This is a genomic window from Arthrobacter globiformis, from assembly GCF_030815865.1.
In the GTDB taxonomy this organism is placed as follows: Bacteria; Actinomycetota; Actinomycetes; order Actinomycetales; family Micrococcaceae; genus Arthrobacter; species Arthrobacter globiformis_B.
Genome location: NZ_JAUSXI010000001.1, coordinates 3,087,723 through 3,105,183 on the forward strand (window position 1 = coordinate 3,087,723; position 17,461 = coordinate 3,105,183).

Genomic DNA, 17,461 nt, shown 5'->3' on the forward strand with positions numbered 1-17,461 from the left:
ATCAGCGCACCTGCGCCGGTTCGGGCTGGGCCGGTTCGGGTGTTGCGGGCCGGGATTCAGGCTGCAGCTCTGCCGGCAGCGGGCGGAACTCCTCGCCGTAACCCTGCAGCGTGTCGGAGTTGAAGAGGGTTGCGGCGTTCTCGCGCAGTGCCTCGTAGCTCCAGCCGCCGTCGCGGTATTCGGTGGCGGATGCCGTCGGGTGCGTCCAGACCTGCAGGCGGTCCCCGCCGACGCCGATAGCCTGGCCGGTGATGCTGGCTGCCTCCTCGGAGGCGAGGAAGGCAATCAGGCCGGCGACGTCGTCGGCCGTTCCGAAGCCGAGGTCGTGGCGGAAGAAGGACGGCATAGCCTCACCGCGCTCGTCCGCCTCCACGGCCTTCTGGAAGTAGGGGACGGTCTTGGTCATGGCGGTGGCGGCCACCGGGATGACGGCGTTGGCGGTGACGCTGGCTTTCCTCATCTCCAGGGCCCAGGTGCGGACCATGCCGACGATGCCGGCCTTGGCTGCCGCATAGTTGGTCTGGCCGAAGTTGCCGCGCTGGCCGGTGGGGGAACCGATGGTGATGATGCGGCCGGCAACGCCGTTTGCCTTGAAGTAGGCGAATGCCTCGCGGACGCAGGTGAAGGTGCCCCGGAGGTGGACGTTGATCACGGCGTCGAAATCCTCGTCGGTCATCTTCAGCAGGCTCTTGTCCCGCAGGATGCCGGCATTGGTGACCAGGATATCGAGGCGGCCGAAGGCGCTAACCGCTGCCTGGACCAGTTGCTGCGCAACTTCCGTGCTGCCGACGGGCGCGACGACGGCGGCCGCCTTCCCTCCGTCGGCCTCGATGGTCCTGACTGCTTCCGCTGCGACGTCGGCGTCAACGTCGTTGATGACGACGACGGCACCCTGGCGGGCGAGTTCGCGGGCGTAGGCCAGGCCCAGACCGCGGCCGCTTCCCGTGACGATTGCTACTTTGCCTGAGAGGCTCATTGCTGCTCCTTTGATAGCGGACCGTGCATCCTGCGCTCCGGCATGGGATGCTGTTCTGTATCCATGAAAATCTGGATAGTTGAAAAAGTCAATGATTGTTTTTGATCACTATTGGAGGGTCATGACTGAGACCGGGACGGGGCAGCTCGCCCCAGCGGCGGACAAGCTGGTTCCTGCCTCCATCAGCAGCGATGCAGGCTTCCTCCTGGCCAAGCTCCACACCGTCGGATCGGTGGTTAACAATCGGGCGCTGGAGGCGTTCGACCTCAAGGAGCGCTCGTACTCCGTGCTGGCGCTGGCCGCGAGTGGTCTTGAACCGAGCCAGCGCGAGATGGCTGATTTCCTCAGCCTGGACCCGAGCCAGATCGTCTCCCTGGTGGATGACCTGGAGAAGCGGGGCCTGGTACTGAGGGCGCCCGGCAAGCAGGACCGGCGGGCCAAGATTGTCACGGCAACGGCCGACGGGCAGCGGCTGTTTAGCGCGGCCACCAAAGCGACCCGCCGGGCCGAGTCGGAGGCGCTGGACCGGCTGAACCGGGAGGAAGTGGCCGAGCTGAAACGCCTGCTCCGCAAGGCCCTGTGGGCAGGCTTGGACGGTTAGGGGAGCAGGCGTTCACAGGCGCTTAGTGGGCTGGCGTCCAGGTCCGGTCGTTGATGAATTCGTCGGGGCGGAACTCGACGAAGTTGGCGCCGTCCAGCTTCAGGGACGTTGCGGCGCGCTGCAGGTTGGCGGCTGTGGCCACGGAGCCCCAGTTGCCGGTTTGGAGCCGCTGGTCCATCGCGTCGATGGCGGCGATATTCTCCGCCACTGTGAAGTTGCAGTGCCCTGCGCGGTTGACAAAGGCCTGGCGGAACAGGGAGTTCTTGCCCGCCTGGTGAACAGTTTCTGCGTACTCTTCCTGGTATTCGACCGGGGCCAGGAGATCCACTGTGGTGTGGGTGGCCAGCAGCGGCACCTGAAGCTCGCCGATGGGCGTGGAGGTCTTGAGCATCCACTGGAGGCCCTGGTTGCTGGGCTCGATGTGGGCATTGGCAGTGAGCGTGGAGAGGTCCCCGTTCAGGCTCAGGCCGCCCTTGGCGTACATGTACTCCACCAGTTGGCGCTGGGCCGAGGACTGCAGGACCTTAGAGTAGTCGACGCCGGCGGTCCAGCCGCTGTCCCCGCCCGCGGCGTTGACAATCGTGTGGCGCCGCTCGATCACCGTCGGGAGCGTGTCCAGGACCAGCTTCGCCTGGGCGGCCGCCAGCGCCTCCGGGTTGTCCGCGTCAACCCCGTCGAGTTCGGTCGGGGTGTTCAGCAGCGCGGCCACGAGGGCCAGCCTCCCGCGGCCTTCCGCTGATGTGGTGGCCTGCTGCAGGGCTGCCTTCAGTGCGGCAATGGTTTCGGTGGCCTCCGCCTGCGTGGTGAAGCCGGTGAGGCGGACGTTCTGCCCGGGAAGGAGCAGTTCCGCCGCCGCATAGGCCGCATCGAGCTGGTAGTTGTTGAGGGAGACACCGCCGCCCACCAGGCCGCAGGTGCTGACCGCGCCGTCGATGCCGGAGTCCGGGATTTCAGCCATCATGCTCGTCACGAGACCTCCCATGGACCGTCCGACGGCGATGACCCGGCTTGCCGTGCCGAAGCGGTCGTGGAAGGCTGCCAAGGTGCCGAGTTGGTCCTGCGCTGCGGTTCCGAGGGCCCAGCCGGTGGTGGCGTAGGACGAGGAAGCGACGGCGTACCCGCGGGCCACAAGCGCGCTGGCCGTGGGGGCGAATCCGCTGTCCCAGGCGGGATTGGCCGGTCCGGCACGGAAGCCGTGGGCGAAGAGGACCAGCTTTCCGTTCCAAGCAGCAGGCACCTCGGTGCGCCATGCAGCCCCATCGGCGAGGGTGCCGGTGGCAACCGTCGGCGCGGTTGATGCCGCCGGAGCGGCTGCCGCCGGAGCCGCTGCGGCCGGGGCTGGAGCGTCTGAGGCAGGCTGGGCGGCGAGGGCCGCAGGTGATGCGGCGGCCGTGGCTAATATGGCTGCAAGGGCTGACGTTGAAGCAATCATGCGGCAGCTTTGGCGCAGTGTACGGGTCATTCGGGTAACCTCAGTCAGTCGAAGAAACTTGAAGGGGACAACTAATGTTTATTTGAACGATTGAAGTTGTCAACGGTTTATCTTCCACTGGCTGCTCGCGTGACCCGCGGCCTGGCGACCGGCTGCACGTGGGTCCGGCCCGGTGGCTAGCCGGCGTCGATGACTTGTAGCCGCCCTGCAGCGGCCGTCGCTTCGGCCCCAGACTAGCCAATCGAGTGGCGCTGAGTTCCCGTCAAAGTCGGTTCGTCATATTTCACAGGCATGCCAGCCCTGCGGGGTGGTCCGGACGGCGATTATTGCTGCGTGCGGCCGATTTTCCGGTTCAGCGCGGACGTGGACTTCTTGAACTTCAAAGCCTGCGGTGACCAGGTGCTGACTCATGGCGTCCACCGACCAGTAGTACGCGGTCGCGACCGCGTGCGGGAACGGTTCGCCGGCGGACCCCTCGAAGAATCCGAGAAGTATGCTGCCTCCTGGGCTGATGCAGCGGGCAAACTCGCTAAGCACCACTGGCAATTCGGCCGGCTCGAAATGGATCAACGAATACCAAGCGAGGATGCCGGCCAGATGTCCGTCCGGAACTCCCAACGCTCGGAGCGTCGCCACTCGAAACTGTGGCGCCGCAAATCGCCGTCGCGCCTCTTCAATAAAGAGGGGAACCAGATCGATCCCCTCAACCTCAATGCCGTGGTTCGCGAGAAATGCCGTCCAGTGCCCTGGACCGCAGCCTGCATCGATGGCCGGACCGCTCAGTGATTGTGCCCAGTGCGACATAAGCCGCTGATCCGACCCATGGGCCTTCTCGGCAGATCCAAACAGCGCCGTGTACTTCGCCGCCCGAGCGGCATAGGCGTCCTGAACCTGCATGTCCGTCATCGTGCGAGCCTACCGACCCCGGTGAAGGCGTTCACGACGGCGTCGCTGACGTACTTCTTGCCCGCAGCCCAGCCAGGGCGCTGCGTCGGCTGCCGCTTTGGAGTCACCGGTGGCCAGCAGCCACGCGAGCGGGCGAGCCGCTGCAGTCCGGTGCGTTACAGTCGCGCGTTCCTCCGGCCTAGCAGCGCTATGGCCGTCAAGCCTCATCGGTTCCCCCAAAATCCCAAACTGACGCTTTCACCGACCCTACCCCTGCCACGGTCCATCTCGTAGCCTTTGTTGAATGACTGGGGAGAATGCCGGCCGGGTTAAAGTCAGCGGAGCGGAAGTCTATTGGGAGACCTCGGGGAACCCCGCGGGGATTCCCGTGCTGTTCCTCCACGGCGGCCCCGGCGCTTCTCCCGGCCAGGGCTACCGGACTCGCCATGATGCTTCAAGATTTTGGACCGTCGGGTTGCATCAGCGCGGCTGTGGGAGGAGCACGCCGGCCGTTCAGGACGACCTGAGCTCCTTGTCCGCAAACACCACCCAAACCTTGATCGAGGACATCGAAGCCGTGCGAAAGTATCTCGGTATAGGGAAGTGGATTGTCACAGGCGTGTCGTGGGGTAGCACGCTCGCTCTGGCATATGCCCTTGAGCACCGGGACCGCGTGCACGGGCTCGCCCTGATGGCGGTAACCACCACGAGCCGCGGCGAGGTCCAGTGGATCACCGAGGGCGTGGGGGGCATCTTCCCGGAAGCGTGGGAGGAGTTCTCGAGCGCAGCCGAATGCAGGCCTGGGGAACGGGTGGTGGATGCGTACGTGCGTCGCCTCGCCGGCGTTAATCGGGGCGACGCCGAGGCGGCAGCCCGTGCATGGGACTGTTGGGAATCGACGCACATCTCGCTGGATCCGCTGTGGCGGCCCGGCGCAATGTTCGACGACGACCGCGAGCGCATGACGTTCGCCATTCTCGTCACCCACTACTGGTCCCACGACGGCTTCCTTACTGGCGGGCAGGCCATCATGGAAAGGGTCCACCAACTCAACGGAATTCCCGGCTACCTCATCCACGGCCGCAGAGACGTGAGTGGCCCTGTCATCACGCCCTGGAAGCTTCATCAGCGCTGGGAGGACAGCCGTCTCATCGTCATCGAGAACGAAGGGCATGGCGGCCCTGAATCAATGGCCGCGCTTGTCGCGGCGGTTGAAAAAATTGCAGCTGGTCTGCCCGAACGGACTGAAAGCACGCAACAGGAACGGACATTGTGATTTAGGCTTACTCCACATCTCGCGTCTGCCCGTCGCGAGTTGAATAAAGAGAGGCAGAGCCAATGCAGCCCGACCTTGGCCAGCGCGCCGCGAACGAGCACGCCGACGTAGCCCGGTCCCTTCTTTCCGCCGCCGAGCAAGCACTATCAGGTGCCGATGTCGACGCCGAACTGCAGATCAGGCTGGCCCAGGCCCACGCCACCCTTGCCCTCGCACTGGAAACGCGCGCGGCGGCCTATGACACCCGGACTGCCGCGTACGTCGCATATCTGGCCACGCTGAAATCGGACGGCCGTTCGGACAACAAGCAGCACGCCGCCGTCGTCGCGAAGCTTGTCCGCGACCGCCTCGGCTTCGAATCCGAATAGGAGGCGGGTTGTCCGCGACGGGCCGTCAGCTCCAACGCTCCCAGTAGTCGTCGGCGGCCTGCAGGAAGCGGCGCCGTCGGATCTGTTCGCCGAGCAGCGGATAGCCGTCGGCCCTTCCCAGCGGGCCTGAAGCATCGGATGCGGGAACAAAGCTGATCGCAACCAGTGCAGCCATCGCAGGAACGGAACCGAGGTTGAAAGCGGCAAGGGCCAAGCCATACTTCCGCCCCGGTGCCTGCCGGAGCCGGGTCCGCAGTCGGAAGCCGCCCAGGTACGTCCCGAGGGTCGTGCCGCGGGAATAAAGCGCCCAGTTCACTGCCCAAGACACGAGCACGAAGGTAACCGCAATCAGTACCTGGTGTCCGGGCGCAAGAAAGTAAATGGCGGCTGCCGGCCCCCAGACAAGAACCGAATCGGTAAGGAGTGCGAAAAGCAGCGAAGGCCAATTCACTGGTGAGGCCTCCGGATCGTCCATCCGGCGATTCTTCCATACGGGGCCGGCAGCAGGGCTGGCCGGCGCCGCCGGGGCCGTGTCGGTCGGTTAGTCGTCGATGCCCGTGCTGAGGCTCAGCTCGCGCCATTGGTCCAGTTCCGCGCGCTGCGCGTCGGCGACGGCGGCGAAGGCACTAAATGCGTCCTGGCCGAGGACCAGCAGTGACGGCGGGTTGGGGCTTTCGACGACGGCGATGATCGCCTCCGCGGCCTTGACGGGGTCCCCGGGCTGCGTACCGTGAACGGTGTCGTGCTCCTTGCGGCGCTTGCCGGCCGTCTCCGCATAGTCCGGAATTGCCGTCGCCGACTGCGTGAGCGAGCGGCCGGCGAAGTCGGTACGGAACGCGCCGGGTTCGATAGCCGTGACACTGATGCCGAGCGGCTGGAGTTCCTTGTGCAGCGAACCCGACAGGCCCTCCAGCGCCGCCTTGGTTGCGGAGTAGTAGCCGGAACCGGCGGGCGAAATGCGCGCGCCGATGGAGGAGATGTTCAGGATCGCCCCGTCCTTATTGGCACGCATATCCGGCAGAACTGCTTTGATCATGTCGACGGCGCCGAAAAGGTTCGTGTCGAACAGCCGGCGGATGTCGGCGTCGTCCGCTTCTTCCACGGCGGCGCGGTAGCCGTAACCGGCGTTGTTAACGAGGACGTCAATGCCGCCGAACCGGGCCTGCGCCTGCTGCACCGCCGAGCTGATCTGCTCCCTGTCGGTCACGTCGAGGGGGAGGGCAAGCGCGGTGTCGGGGAAATCGGCCGCAATGTCCTTCACCGCGTTGACGTTCCGTGCGGTGGCCACGACGTTGTGGCCGTGGGCGAGCACGGTTTGGGCGAGGGCCCGGCCGAGTCCGGTGGAGCAGCCGGTGATGAGCCATGTAGTCATTGGATTTGCCTTCCGTTGGGCAGGTCGAAGTGTCACCCCTTCAGAAAACCGCACTTCAGGCAGCAGCGGGAGTGGCTGTCAATACAGGTAAAGGCAGTGCCTCCCATGGCCAAGCACCGACTTCCAGTGTCGAGGAAGTTGCGCTCGTGGCCGGCGTGCTAGCGGAGACGGACATTCAGGACTGGCCCAGCACGGTCAGGACGATAAGCACGCAGTTCAGGCCGACGATGAGCGTGGCGCTGGTCCAGCCCGCGATTTTCAGTGGCGTCGAATCCGTGTGGATGCCCATGATCTCGCGTTTCCCGGTGAGGCGGATCAGCGGAATCAGAGCGAACGGGATGCCGAAACTGAGGAGCACCTGACTCAGGACCAGGGCGAGCGTCGGTTCGATGCCCGCACTGAGGATCACCAGGGCCGGAATCAGCGTGATCACCCGCCGGGTGAGCAGAGGTATACGGACCTTCAGCAGGCCGCCCATTATGGTGGCGCCGGCGTAGCAGCCCACGGAGGTGGACGCCAGACCCGAGGCAAGCAGGCCGATGGCGAACACAACGCCGATCGCCGGGCCCAGTGCCGACGTCACCGCGGCGTGCGCGCCGGCGATGGTGTCGGTCCCTTCCACGCCGCGCAGGCTGGAGGCTGCCAGCAGCAGCATGGCGATATTCACGACGCCGGCCAGCAACAGCGCACCGGCCACGTCGAACCGGGTGGCCCGGATCAGGCGGGTCCTCACGGCAGGGTTCTCGGAGAATCCGTGGCGGTCGCGGGCGAGGGCGGAATGGAGGTAGATGGCGTGCGGCATCACTGTGGCGCCGAGCATACTCGCGGCGAGCAGGATGGTATCCGTTCCTTCGAAGCGCGGCACCAGTCCGGTCAGTGCGCTGCCGGCGTCCGGCGGATTGACGAACAGGCCGGACACGAACCCGACGGCGATCACGCCGAGCAGGATCAGAATGGCCACTTCAAACGACTTCTGGCTCCGGTTCGACTGCAGCGACAGCAGCAGCATCGACGCGAGCCCGATGATGATCCCGCCGGCCAGCAGCGGAAGCCCGAACAGCAGGTTCAGTGCGACGGCCCCGCCGATCACCTCAGCCATGTCGGTGGCTCCGGCCACGATCTCCGCCTGCGCCCAGTACGCCCGCCGGCGGCGGGTCCCCAGGCGCTTGCCCAGAATCTCGGGAAGGCTCATGCCGGTGGCCAGGCCCAGCTTGGCGGACTGGTACTGCACCAGCACGGCCATGGCATTGGCCGCCACCAGCACCCAGACCAGCAGGTAGCCATAGCTCGCCCCGGCGGTCAGGTTCGCCGCGACGTTGCCCGGATCGACATAGGCGATGGCCGCCACGAACGCCGGACCCAGCAGCAGCAGGCGCGACCAGACCCGGCCCGGTGCGGTGCGCTCTGAAAGGGTCGAAACAGCCATCATCCATCCTCGTCATTGGGGGTACCGATAAGACGAGGATACCGAAGTTTAGGTATACCGAAAAGTAGCTATTAGGCCTACCGAGCCGGTCCTGTTGTGAGCAGCTGATTCGGGGCCATAATGACCGTGTGGCTTCCTACCTGGGGTGTCGGGGATTCGCGGCCGTTGCTTGGGCCGCGGCGCAGTGGTGGTGATCGCCGCTGCCGGCTGCGCTCCCTCCTCGGCTGGGGAACCGCCCTGCTTTCCGCCGCCATATTCGGTGAGGCCTTCAGAAGCCAGCCCGGGGGAGCGGGTGACAGTCGCAGCACAGGACGCCGACTGCAACCCCCGCTACGGTGCGACCGCCCGGATCCAGATCAGCGTTACCGATTCCTCGGGGGCGAAAGTCGTTAACACTACTTCCGCAATGGACGACGGCGGTGGCTTTTCTTACACTTTCGTCGTCCCCACTGGGACGGTTGCCGGCGAGGCCGCGGTGACGGCGCTGCCGTACAACATTGACTGGTGCGACGACACCGGACGAAACAACCGGGTGGCGGGCGCCGCCGTCGTTCAGCTGCAGCAGGCATCGTGTGTATTGCCGGTAAAGCCCCTGACCATCCTCCGGTAGCGTTCCGTCACCGGAGTTCGTAGGAAGCCCACATCACACGGTGAGTAAATTAGGCTTTACGCGCGTTTGCCGGTCGATGCCCCTGCCGCTTTGCACTTCGCCCTGATGAAGGACTGCTCCGCCGCCGACAGCTGGTGTTCGCCGTGCTCGTCCTGGGCGACGTGGCCGCCTGAGACCTGGTGAACCACGTTTGCCACGGTCCGCGGAAGAACCACGCAACCGGGATTCTCAACGAGCCACTTCCTTGTGGGCTCATCAAGCTCATTCCACCACTGAACAATCGGCCTTTGGGCCATGACGTGCTCCTCGGATTTGAGACCTATTGATTGACAGCGGCCGCCGGATCTAGGCCTCACGGCGCCGCAGAACGTGCAAAAATCGCCAAAACACACATCGCTAGGTACTCATGCCCACCTGCCCCCGCCGTGGCGCTGGTCCGTCAACACCCCGCTGCTCCGTTCCGGCCACTGCGCCGCCTCGGAGGTGTCGACATAATTCACGAATCTCTAAATTAGTAATCAGTAACGAGTGTGGTCCCGATGCCGGGAGCGGTCAAGAGGCACCGGTGACGTCGCGCAACCCGCCGGCGAGGGCCTTTTTTGGTCGCCAACCTATATACGGGGGAAGTGGCAGTGGAGTACCTTTTACACGCCCGCGCCGTGCGGCGCGTGGGGGCAACGCACGCAGCCGTCCTGCCACGAGGAGCCTCGGATGACACGAAGGACAACCAGACCCCTCGCTGGTTTCGGCAGCGGAGACCTTGCGGCCGCCGGCGGGAAGGGCTCGGCACTGGGTGAACTGCTGCGGCACGGGTTTCCAGTGCCCCCGGGCTTCATTGTCACTACTGACGCCTACCGTTTGCTCCTTGCCGAGACGGGCCTGGGGGCGGCCCTGGACAGCCTCGCTGATGAAAACGCTGACGACGGCGGCGCTCGTCGCGCGCTGTTCGCCCACTTCGGCATGCCCTCCGCGTTGAGGGCCGAGATCGGCGAGGCGTACACGGCTCTGGGCGGCGGCGCCGTGGCAGTCCGTTCCAGCGCCACCGCGGAAGACCTGCCCGGGGCGGCGTTCGCCGGCCAGCAGGACACGTTCCTGAACGTCGTCGGCGAGGAGGCGGTGGCCAAAGCTGTCACTGACTGCTGGGCGTCCCTCTGGACCGACCGGGCCATTGCCTACCGGCGGCGGCAGGGGGTCGACCCCCGGGAGGTGGCGATCGCCGTCGTCGTACAGAAGATGGTGCCGGCCGACGCCGCAGGCGTCATGTTCACGGCGAACCCGGTCACGGGTGAGCGCGGCGAGATCGTTGTGGACGCCAGCCCGGGCCTGGGGGAGGCGGTGGTCTCGGGGAGGGTGACACCCGAACGCTATCTGCTGGACCGCACCGGGAAGATCCGCAGCTTCGTTCCCGGTGGCGGCGAGGTGGTGATCAGCCCCGATGCAGGCGGCGGGACGCGGGAGCAGCCCGGCAGCCGCAGCTCGGTTCCCTCCCTGGCCAACGTCCAGCTCAGGGAACTGGCTGACCTGGCCCGCAGGGCGCAGGAGCATTTCGGCCGGCCGCAGGATATGGAGTGGGCGCTGGCCGGCAGCCGGATTTATGTCCTGCAGTCGCGGCCCATGACGGCGCTGCCGCCCCAGCCGCTCCGGATCAACGCGATCCAGCGGCGGGTGGGGCCGTTCTTCTTCGAAATGTTCCAGGAGCGGCCCTACCCGCTGGATGTGTCTGGCTGGATGGAGCAGGGGATCCTGGCCATGTTGCATCGGATGGCCGGAAGTGTGGGCGTGCGCTTCCCAAGGGTCGAAGAACTGCTGCCCGAGGAGGACGGGGTGGTGGTCCAGCTGGTGCCGCCGGTCCCGCGCCTCACCGTCCGCACCCTGGCTGCACCACTGACCCTGGCCCGCCGTGCGCGGCAGTTCAAAATGGCCGACTGGAAGAGCGATTCCCGGTTCATCACCTTCCTGGAGCAGGTGGAGCGTCTGAACCGACGGGACCCGAAACCTTTGCGCTGGGCAGAGGTTGTGGGCGTTGCGCGGGAGTCCTTCGCAACGATGCGGGGTGTTACCGACCTGCGCAGCTCCTACCTGCCCGGCATCTTCCTGCCCATGCTTCGGCTGCGCCTGATGCTCCTGGCGCTGGGTCGCCTGAGGCTCGCGTCCGCCCTGATCGCGGGCGCGGAAACCATGACGAGCCAGGCGAACCGCGCCCTGGAGCAGCTGGCCGCGATGGTCGGTGCGGATCCTCGGCTGGCCACCGCTTTTGCATCATCCGAAACGTCGGCTCTGCTTCGGCTTGTGGAGGAGGACCCGGCTCATGCCGCCTTCCGTGGGGCGTTCGCCGAGTTCCTGCGCGAATACGGAAACCGTGAAACCGTCAGCGTTGTGCTGAGCAGTTCACCCACCTGGTCTGACGCCCCCGAGGTAGTACTGGGGCTGGTCAAGGTGCTCCTGGGCCAGCGGCCGCGTACGGCCGACCAGACCGGCGCGGCGCTGACAGAGCTGAAGCGGCATCCGCTCCTTCATGTCCGGCCCGTCCGGCGGAAGGTGCTGGCTGCTGTCGACGCGGCCCGGGCGGGCATGGCATTCCGCGAGGACAGCCACTTCTACGCCACCAAGGTCATCCCGCCAATGCGCCGCGCGTACCTTGAGCTGGGCCGGCGCCTCGTTGCCGCCGGCGTGATTGATGACGCCAAGGACGTCTACCACCTGCGGTTCGAGGAACTGGAGGCAATAACGGACGACGGCGGCGCGCTGCCGCCTTCCGTCCGGCAACGTTACCGGCCGCTGGTGCAGGGCAGGGCGGCCAAGCGCCGCGAACTCGAGGGCATCCCACTGCTGGACACGGCGCTGCTGTTCAGGAACCGCCGTCGTGCTGTCGGCGTTCTTGTCTCCGGCACGCCGGCCAGCCGCGGCCGCGCCGAGGGGCCGGTGAGGATCATCAGGGGACCGGAGGAGTTTGGCAGGCTGCGCAGCGGCGACATCCTCGTCTGCCCGTACACCAATCCTTCCTGGACGCCGCTGTTCCAGCGAGCAGCCGCCGTCGTGGTCGACATGGGAGGGCTTGGCTCCCACGCGGCGATTGTGGCGAGGGAGTACGGAATCCCGGCTGTCATGGGAACCGGCACAGGCACGGGCATCCTGGCCGAGGGGCAGCGTGTCGTTGTGGACGGTAGTGCGGGCACTGTCTTGCCGGCCGGCGCGGACGAATAAGGGCCCGGTAGTGAGTGCCGGCGCTGTCATACTTTCGCTATGAGGGTGACGGGGTGGCTTTCGCCGGATGAATTCTGGGATGAGTATGAGCGCATGGAGGAACTCGTTCGGGAGTCCTTCGGCGAATTGCCCTGTTACGGACTCGACAAGTGGTCCGGGCCAATCGCACTAGGCGAGTGGGATCTTGGCAGCCGCCCACCCGCGGCGGTGGCGTTGTTTTTGGCTCTGGAGACACGGGACCCACGATCCAGGTCACCACCACCAGCCCCCGGCTGACCATTGCCCACCGTCGGCCGATTCTCGACGGGGCTCCGCTCAGCGGAGAGGACCTGTCACGCCGTTTGCGGGTGCTCACCTCGGAGCGGAGCGAGGCAGTGTCGGTACCGGTCGACGGGGCGGAGGAACCCTTCGACGTATGGCGGGGCAGTGACCGTTGGTGGGCCGCCGGTCACCATGATGGCAACGGCCTGATGCTGGAAGGGACGACGGGACTGGACGTAGAGGCGCTGTCACTGCGTCGAGTTGCTGACATTGAGCCGTATTTGCGAGGCCGCCGGGCCCAGATCCGCGCGGCCCGCGGTGAGCTGTAGCTGGCTGCACTGTTCCTTAGGTGGCTGTGGAGCCGGCTCGGGACTAGGGCTAGCGTCTGACTCTTCCTGAAGCTTGTCCACATGGGTTGCCTTCAATGACAAGGCGCAGAACGGATCGCAATGCTTGCCAGGGATCTTTAGGGCAGACTGGTGGCGTGAGCGGAATCCGGTGGGTGCTGCACGTCGATCTCGACCAGTTCATCGCGGCCGTCGAAGTGCTCCGGCGGCCGGAGCTGGCGGGCAAGCCGATCATTGTCGGCGGTCGGGGCGACCCCACCGAACGAGCTGTGGTGTCGACCGCGTCCTACGAAGCAAGGGCGTTCGGCGTGGGTTCCGGAATGCCCTTGCGCATTGCGGCCCGGAAAGTGCCAGACGCTGTGATCCTGCCTGTCGACCAGGAGGCTTACCTCGCGGCGTCTGAAACGGTCATGGCTACCCTGCGCGCGCAGCCCCAAGCCAGCGTGCAGGTGCTGGGTTGGGATGAAGCATTTGTGGGCACCGAGACAGAGAATCCGGAAGCCTACGCCCGGCAGGTGCAGGCCGCTGTCCTGGAGCGAACCCAACTGCATTGCAGCGTGGGCATCGGCGACACCCTGGTCCGTGCCAAGGTCGCCACCGGATTCGGCAAGCCGGCTGGCGTCTTCCGCCTCACTTCCGGGAACTGGCTCGACGTCATGGGCAGTCGGCCCACCAAGGACCTGTGGGGCGTCGGAACCAAAGTGGCAGGCCGGCTGGCCAAACTCGGCATCAACACAGTCGCCGAGCTAGCCGCATCCGACCCTCAAGACCTAGTCCCGGAGTTCGGCCCGAAGATGGGTCCATGGTACGCGGAGCTCGGACGCGGGGACGGTGCCAGCGTCGTGGACGACACCCCGTGGGTTGCCCGCGGGCATAGCCGGGAGACCACCTTCCAGCGCGACCTGACCGAGCCTGCCCAGGTGGGCGACGCATTGAGGGAGTTGACTGCGCGTGTCCTCGAGGATGTTGTGGCCGAAGGGCGGCCGGTGGTTGGGTTGACCCTGAAGGTTCGGTACGCGCCGTTCTTCACCAAGACCCACGCGAGGAAGATTCCCGAGACATTCGACCGGAACGAAATCCTCGCGCGGGTCTTGGACCTCGCAGCGGGAATCGAAGCGGCCCGTCCAATCCGGCTCCTGGGCCTGCGGGCCGAAATGGCAATGCCTGGCGATGCCCGAAAAGGACATACGCCGACGCGCGGCGGTTGGTGACGGGGTCGCCGCCAGCACAAGACGCCGTGGGCTTAACGGCCCGCGGCATCTTCGGCGTCTTGGGAGAATGAAGTCATGGAATTCAACCGGCTGCTGCAGATCCGGCGCATCTATGCGCAAAGTGCCGCATTGGAGCTGCCCAGGGGCCAGGAGATCGTCGAACGCTGGCCGGATGCCGATGTCGTGCTCGTCGACAACCACTGGAACATCCCGGAGGTGCACGGTGATGAAACGAACGTGCCTCGCTGGTCCCGGATCAAGACGGAGGCGCTGGTCCTAGGCGTAAAGAAAGCGCTGACCGCCAAGCCGAACGGCCGGTCCGCGGACTTCATTGCCCCCTCGACCGCGAACGGCTGCGCCATGGCATGCGCCTACTGCTACGTGCCCCGGCACAAGGGGTACAGCAACCCGGTCACTGTGTTCGCGAACATCGACCAGATTGCCGGGGCGCTTGAACGTCACGCCACACGCCAGGGCCTGAAGCTGGAACCCAACCAGTGCGACCCTGAACTCTGGGTCTACGACATCGGTGAAAATAGCGACTGCTCCGTCGACGCGCTGATCAGCGACAACGTGGAGGACCTCGTCACCCTCTTCCGCGACCTGCCGACAGCCAAGCTGTCCTTCGCCACCAAGTACGTGAACCCGGCGATGCTCGGCTGGGACCACGGCGGTCACACCAGGATCCGCTTTTCCCTCATGCCAGCGGACTTGGCAAAGTCGGTTGACGTTCGGACCTCGCCGGTTGCGGAACGCATGGCTGCAATCAACGACTTCGTGGATGCCGGCTACGAGGTGCACGTGAACTTCTCGCCTGTCATCATTACGGACACCTGGCTCAGCGATTGGGAGCAGCTGCTGCGCCAACTCGATGGCACCCTGTCAGCCGCCGCGAAGGCCCAGCTCGCAGCAGAAGTCATCTTCTTGACCCACAACGAGCGGCTCCACGAGGTCAACCTAGGGTGGCATCCGCAGGCCGAGAACGTGCTGTGGCGTCCGGACCTCCAGGAATCGAAGGTCTCGTCCAATGGCTTCACTAACGTCCGCTACCGTTCAGGAACCAAGGCGGGCTATGTGCGGCAACTGACCGCGCTTATAGAGAAGATCGCGCCTTACTGCCGCATCCGCTACGCGTTCTGAGTTTCGAGGTTGCTGACGGCGTCACTACATCGTCGGGACCGCCGAGATCTTTGCGCGGCGCGGTGGCATCGGCGAGGATGAATTCGATCCCCCTTGCTGCGATGAAGGAGTCGACGCGATGACCAAGTATCTGATCTCGTTTCCGAGTGCCGCCATGGTCTTCCCTGACGAAGGACCTGCAGGCCGTTTCGGATGCGTCGCATGCGGTCGTTCAGGAGGCGAAGGACGCCGGCGTCTGGGTGTTCGGTGGCGGCATCGATGAGAGCATCCCGCCCGTCATGGTTGACGGCGCTGGGACCGTAAGCGAGGGCACCTACCCGCAGACGACGCAGCTCGAGGGCGGCTACTCGGTGCTGGAGCTGCCCTCGTACGATGCGGCCTTGGAGTGGGCCGCGAAGATCGCGGTCGCCTGCCGTTGCGCGCAGGAGGTGCGGGCTTTCCAATACGACCCCGCCAGCTAGGTCTCGCCTGGGTGATCGTCGCCGCTGTATTCGCGGTCGACATATTGATCGCACAGATTTGTCGCGCTCGACATCGGCCTCTGTCACCGATCGGGGCAAGAGCTTCCGGGCAAGGCCTTCAGGAAGGGCCAGCCGCGTCGCCCGACCAAGGCTCTGTTCCTACGATATCGACAGCATCGCCCAGGTCAATGCGCAATTGGCGCAGCGGGCCCACTCCCTCGGCGAGCCACTCAGCATTGCCGGGACCGTCGAGGGGAAGCCTGTCCTCTTCATATTGCGAGTTCCACAACCGGACCCGCGGCCGCTCCTCCTGTTCGCTACTCCGCGAAACGAGCATGCATCAGAACACCGATGCCGCCCTCAAATGTCGTCGTGTGGATCCGTGGGCCCCGTGCGACCTCACTGAAATCCCATCTGCGGTGCAACTCGATGGAGGCCGTATTTCCGGCATTAACGACATACCAAGCGTCGCTTGCGCGTTCTGCGATCCAGGCAAGGCGAGCCTCTGTGAGGACGGCCGCGATGCCTCGTCGCCGCCAACGCGGAAGGACCGTCACTCCGCCAAGGTAGTGGCCCGCTATTGCCTGGTCGTCGGAGTAATCCCAAAGATGAGTCTTGGCCCAGCCGACGATGGTTCCTTCAGCAACGGCCACCACGATTTGTCGATCCGGATCGATGACCGTGTCTGTGATTGTCGAGGGTTTCGCGGCGGTTCGACCGGCTTTTTCTTCGATCGCAATTATGCCGCTGAGCCGGCGCAGGCGGGTCACCAAGCCTGATGGAGTGACGTATTGACCACCCGCCGGGGAACCCACTACGGACGGTTACGGCCTCTAGGCCAAGAAGAGAAATGAGTGGGGGCGGTGGCGCGTCCTGTCTAGCCTTCTTCGCCGCTTCACCAGAAGTGCTCCGAAGGCTAAGGTGACGAAATGTCAGCTCCCCGAAAAGGACAAGTCTCCAAGGCCAGTCCAATGGCGGGAAGACAGACCTTTTCTCGGACGTCTAATGTCAGCACCAGATGTTCGCTGTCACCGTGGCCCACTAGCCGCCAGCGCCCGAAGACCAAAGCCGCGCGAAGGGCCGCCTCGATGCTTGTTGCCGTGGTGGCCCTTTTTGGCCCTATGTCCTGCAGCGCCGGAAATCCTCCGCCGGGAGGAAGCCAACCCCCGTCGGTTACTCCATCGGCAGCGCCGCCGGACAAAACAAGCCCATCCATCCATGCCATCACGCCACATTCGAACCGGCTCATAACAGACAGCTCGCCCGCTACGGGCGAGACAGTTCCATGGACTCTGGTGAGAATCGAAAACGAGACAAACCGCATCTACCTGTCAGCCGAACAGGTTGGCTGTGCTGTGCCGTCTGTGGTGCATCTCCGGGAAACGCCGACGGAGATCGTCATCACCGTCACTGGCGCGCCTCCTCGGCACCGTTCGGTAGCCCGTGCACCGCGCAGAAAGTGAGCCTCGTCGGTTACGTTCAGCTCGTTGAGCCAGTCGACGACCGCCGAATTGTGGGAAACACCGCCTAGGACTCTGTGGCCGTGATGCGTCACCCTAAGTCTCTTTGGCGAACCCCCACCGCGAAGTTTTTCGAGAGGGCCCAGCCCATGAGCCGCCGCATTTAGCCAGTTGGCGTGCATTGCCTGACCTATTGGGAGCCGCAAGTGACGACGGCACGGCCTTGATGAACTTCGTCAGCGGGGACGGCTGGAAATCTTTCGCGGAGACAACGGCTGCAGCGATCTCATCCCGGCCAAACGGGATGGGCCCACCCTTTGGGTAGTTTGTCACGGTCATAGCGCCGACATGGTCCCTCAGCCCTGCATCCTGGGGTTACGTGCCAGCGCTGCCTGGTTTGAAGGCGCTGAGCGTACCCGGCAACCATGACC

The 17,461-nt window shown here is 65.2% G+C and carries 16 protein-coding genes and 1 pseudogene; 9 read left to right on the forward strand and 8 right to left on the reverse strand.

Features of this window, described 5'->3' with window-relative positions; genetic code table 11:
• Nucleotide 1: 1 nt before the first annotated feature.
• Nucleotides 2-976 carry an SDR family NAD(P)-dependent oxidoreductase gene (locus tag QFZ33_RS14165; RefSeq protein WP_307028453.1) on the reverse strand — a complete coding sequence of 325 codons (975 nt, stop codon included), beginning with the start codon at nt 974-976 and terminating at the stop codon, nt 2-4.
• A 121-nt stretch (nt 977-1,097) separates the two neighbouring features.
• On the opposite strand from QFZ33_RS14165, the gene QFZ33_RS14170 reads away from it, so the two are divergent.
• Nucleotides 1,098-1,577, forward strand: coding sequence for a MarR family winged helix-turn-helix transcriptional regulator (locus QFZ33_RS14170; protein ID WP_307028455.1), 480 nt, complete (start codon nt 1,098-1,100; stop codon nt 1,575-1,577).
• Between the two features lie 22 nt (nt 1,578-1,599).
• On the opposite strand, the gene QFZ33_RS14175 is transcribed toward QFZ33_RS14170, so the two are convergent.
• Together QFZ33_RS14175 and QFZ33_RS14180 are read right to left on the reverse strand one after the other, a co-directional pair.
• Nucleotides 1,600-3,039 carry an alpha/beta hydrolase family protein gene (locus tag QFZ33_RS14175; protein ID WP_307028457.1) on the reverse strand — a complete coding sequence of 480 codons (1,440 nt, stop codon included), beginning with the start codon at nt 3,037-3,039 and terminating at the stop codon, nt 1,600-1,602.
• Nucleotides 3,040-3,285: 246 nt separating this feature from the next.
• Nucleotides 3,286-3,915, reverse strand: coding sequence for a class I SAM-dependent methyltransferase (locus tag QFZ33_RS14180; protein WP_307028459.1), 630 nt, complete (start codon nt 3,913-3,915; stop codon nt 3,286-3,288).
• 283 nt (nt 3,916-4,198) lie between these two features.
• Between QFZ33_RS14180 and QFZ33_RS14185 the strand changes: the two genes are divergently transcribed.
• Both QFZ33_RS14185 and QFZ33_RS14190 read left to right on the forward strand, forming a co-directional pair.
• A complete protein-coding gene (locus QFZ33_RS14185) occupies nt 4,199-5,170 on the forward strand; it encodes an alpha/beta fold hydrolase (protein WP_307028461.1) in 972 nt (323 codons plus the stop codon).
• Between the two features lie 62 nt (nt 5,171-5,232).
• The gene (locus QFZ33_RS14190) at nt 5,233-5,538 is read left to right on the forward strand and encodes a hypothetical protein (RefSeq protein WP_214856090.1); all 306 of its coding nucleotides are present in this window, start codon (nt 5,233-5,235) and stop codon (nt 5,536-5,538) included.
• A 25-nt stretch (nt 5,539-5,563) separates the two neighbouring features.
• On the opposite strand, the gene QFZ33_RS14195 is transcribed toward QFZ33_RS14190, so the two are convergent.
• From QFZ33_RS14195 to QFZ33_RS14205, 3 genes are all read right to left on the reverse strand, one after another.
• Entirely contained in the window at nt 5,564-5,866 is a 303-nt protein-coding gene (locus QFZ33_RS14195) for a hypothetical protein (protein WP_307028464.1), read from the reverse strand.
• Nucleotides 5,867-6,079: 213 nt separating this feature from the next.
• Nucleotides 6,080-6,910 (reverse strand): oxidoreductase, encoded by an 831-nt coding sequence (locus QFZ33_RS14200; protein WP_307028466.1) that lies wholly within the window; start codon nt 6,908-6,910, stop codon nt 6,080-6,082.
• 175 nt (nt 6,911-7,085) lie between these two features.
• Nucleotides 7,086-8,336, reverse strand: coding sequence for an Nramp family divalent metal transporter (locus QFZ33_RS14205; protein ID WP_307028467.1), 1,251 nt, complete (start codon nt 8,334-8,336; stop codon nt 7,086-7,088).
• Nucleotides 8,337-8,628: 292 nt separating this feature from the next.
• Here QFZ33_RS14205 and QFZ33_RS14210 point away from each other — a divergent pair, with 292 nt between their 5' ends.
• Nucleotides 8,629-8,946 (forward strand): hypothetical protein, encoded by a 318-nt coding sequence (locus QFZ33_RS14210; protein ID WP_307028469.1) that lies wholly within the window; start codon nt 8,629-8,631, stop codon nt 8,944-8,946.
• Between the two features lie 56 nt (nt 8,947-9,002).
• Here the strand turns inward: QFZ33_RS14210 and QFZ33_RS14215 are convergent, their stop codons facing one another.
• Complete coding sequence (locus QFZ33_RS14215) at nt 9,003-9,242, reverse strand: hypothetical protein (RefSeq protein ID WP_307028471.1); 240 nt, start codon at nt 9,240-9,242, stop codon at nt 9,003-9,005.
• Between the two features lie 415 nt (nt 9,243-9,657).
• Here QFZ33_RS14215 and QFZ33_RS14220 point away from each other — a divergent pair, with 415 nt between their 5' ends.
• The 5 genes and pseudogenes from QFZ33_RS14220 (at nt 9,658) to QFZ33_RS14240 (ending at nt 15,570) form a co-directional block, all read left to right on the forward strand.
• A complete protein-coding gene (locus QFZ33_RS14220) occupies nt 9,658-12,150 on the forward strand; it encodes a PEP/pyruvate-binding domain-containing protein (RefSeq protein WP_307028473.1) in 2,493 nt (830 codons plus the stop codon).
• A 176-nt stretch (nt 12,151-12,326) separates the two neighbouring features.
• Nucleotides 12,327-12,740 (forward strand): hypothetical protein, encoded by a 414-nt coding sequence (locus QFZ33_RS14225; protein ID WP_307028475.1) that lies wholly within the window; start codon nt 12,327-12,329, stop codon nt 12,738-12,740.
• Nucleotides 12,741-12,895: 155 nt separating this feature from the next.
• Nucleotides 12,896-13,969, forward strand: a complete 1,074-nt coding sequence (locus QFZ33_RS14230) for a DNA polymerase IV (protein WP_444861223.1) — start codon at nt 12,896-12,898, stop codon at nt 13,967-13,969.
• A gap of 75 nt (nt 13,970-14,044) precedes the next feature.
• Nucleotides 14,045-15,109, forward strand: coding sequence for a spore photoproduct lyase family protein (locus tag QFZ33_RS14235; RefSeq protein WP_307028477.1), 1,065 nt, complete (start codon nt 14,045-14,047; stop codon nt 15,107-15,109).
• A gap of 118 nt (nt 15,110-15,227) precedes the next feature.
• A pseudogene (locus tag QFZ33_RS14240) lies at nt 15,228-15,570 on the forward strand (YciI family protein).
• 317 nt (nt 15,571-15,887) lie between these two features.
• Here QFZ33_RS14240 and QFZ33_RS14245 read toward each other — a convergent pair.
• On the reverse strand, nt 15,888-16,340 hold the full coding sequence (locus QFZ33_RS14245) for a GNAT family N-acetyltransferase (protein WP_307028479.1): 453 nt from the start codon (nt 16,338-16,340) through the stop codon (nt 15,888-15,890).
• Between the last annotated feature and the right edge of the window lie 1,121 nt (nt 16,341-17,461).

Bases quoted from the DNA above. Each gene is read 5' to 3' on its own strand.
- QFZ33_RS14215 (WP_307028471.1), bottom strand. From the start codon at position 9,242: ATGGCCCAAAGGCCGATTGTTCAGTGGTGGAATGAGCTTGATGAGCCC.
- QFZ33_RS14165 (WP_307028453.1), bottom strand. From the start codon at position 976: ATGAGCCTCTCAGGCAAAGTAGCAATCGTCACGGGAAGCGGCCGCGGT.
- QFZ33_RS14185 (WP_307028461.1), top strand. From the start codon at position 4,199: ATGACTGGGGAGAATGCCGGCCGGGTTAAAGTCAGCGGAGCGGAAGTC.
- QFZ33_RS14235 (WP_307028477.1), top strand. From the start codon at position 14,045: ATGGAATTCAACCGGCTGCTGCAGATCCGGCGCATCTATGCGCAAAGT.
- QFZ33_RS14170 (WP_307028455.1), top strand. From the start codon at position 1,098: ATGACTGAGACCGGGACGGGGCAGCTCGCCCCAGCGGCGGACAAGCTG.
- QFZ33_RS14220 (WP_307028473.1), top strand. From the start codon at position 9,658: ATGACACGAAGGACAACCAGACCCCTCGCTGGTTTCGGCAGCGGAGAC.
- QFZ33_RS14190 (WP_214856090.1), top strand. From the start codon at position 5,233: ATGCAGCCCGACCTTGGCCAGCGCGCCGCGAACGAGCACGCCGACGTA.
- QFZ33_RS14205 (WP_307028467.1), bottom strand. From the start codon at position 8,336: ATGGCTGTTTCGACCCTTTCAGAGCGCACCGCACCGGGCCGGGTCTGG.
- QFZ33_RS14180 (WP_307028459.1), bottom strand. From the start codon at position 3,915: ATGACGGACATGCAGGTTCAGGACGCCTATGCCGCTCGGGCGGCGAAG.
- QFZ33_RS14200 (WP_307028466.1), bottom strand. From the start codon at position 6,910: ATGACTACATGGCTCATCACCGGCTGCTCCACCGGACTCGGCCGGGCC.
- QFZ33_RS14175 (WP_307028457.1), bottom strand. From the start codon at position 3,039: ATGACCCGTACACTGCGCCAAAGCTGCCGCATGATTGCTTCAACGTCA.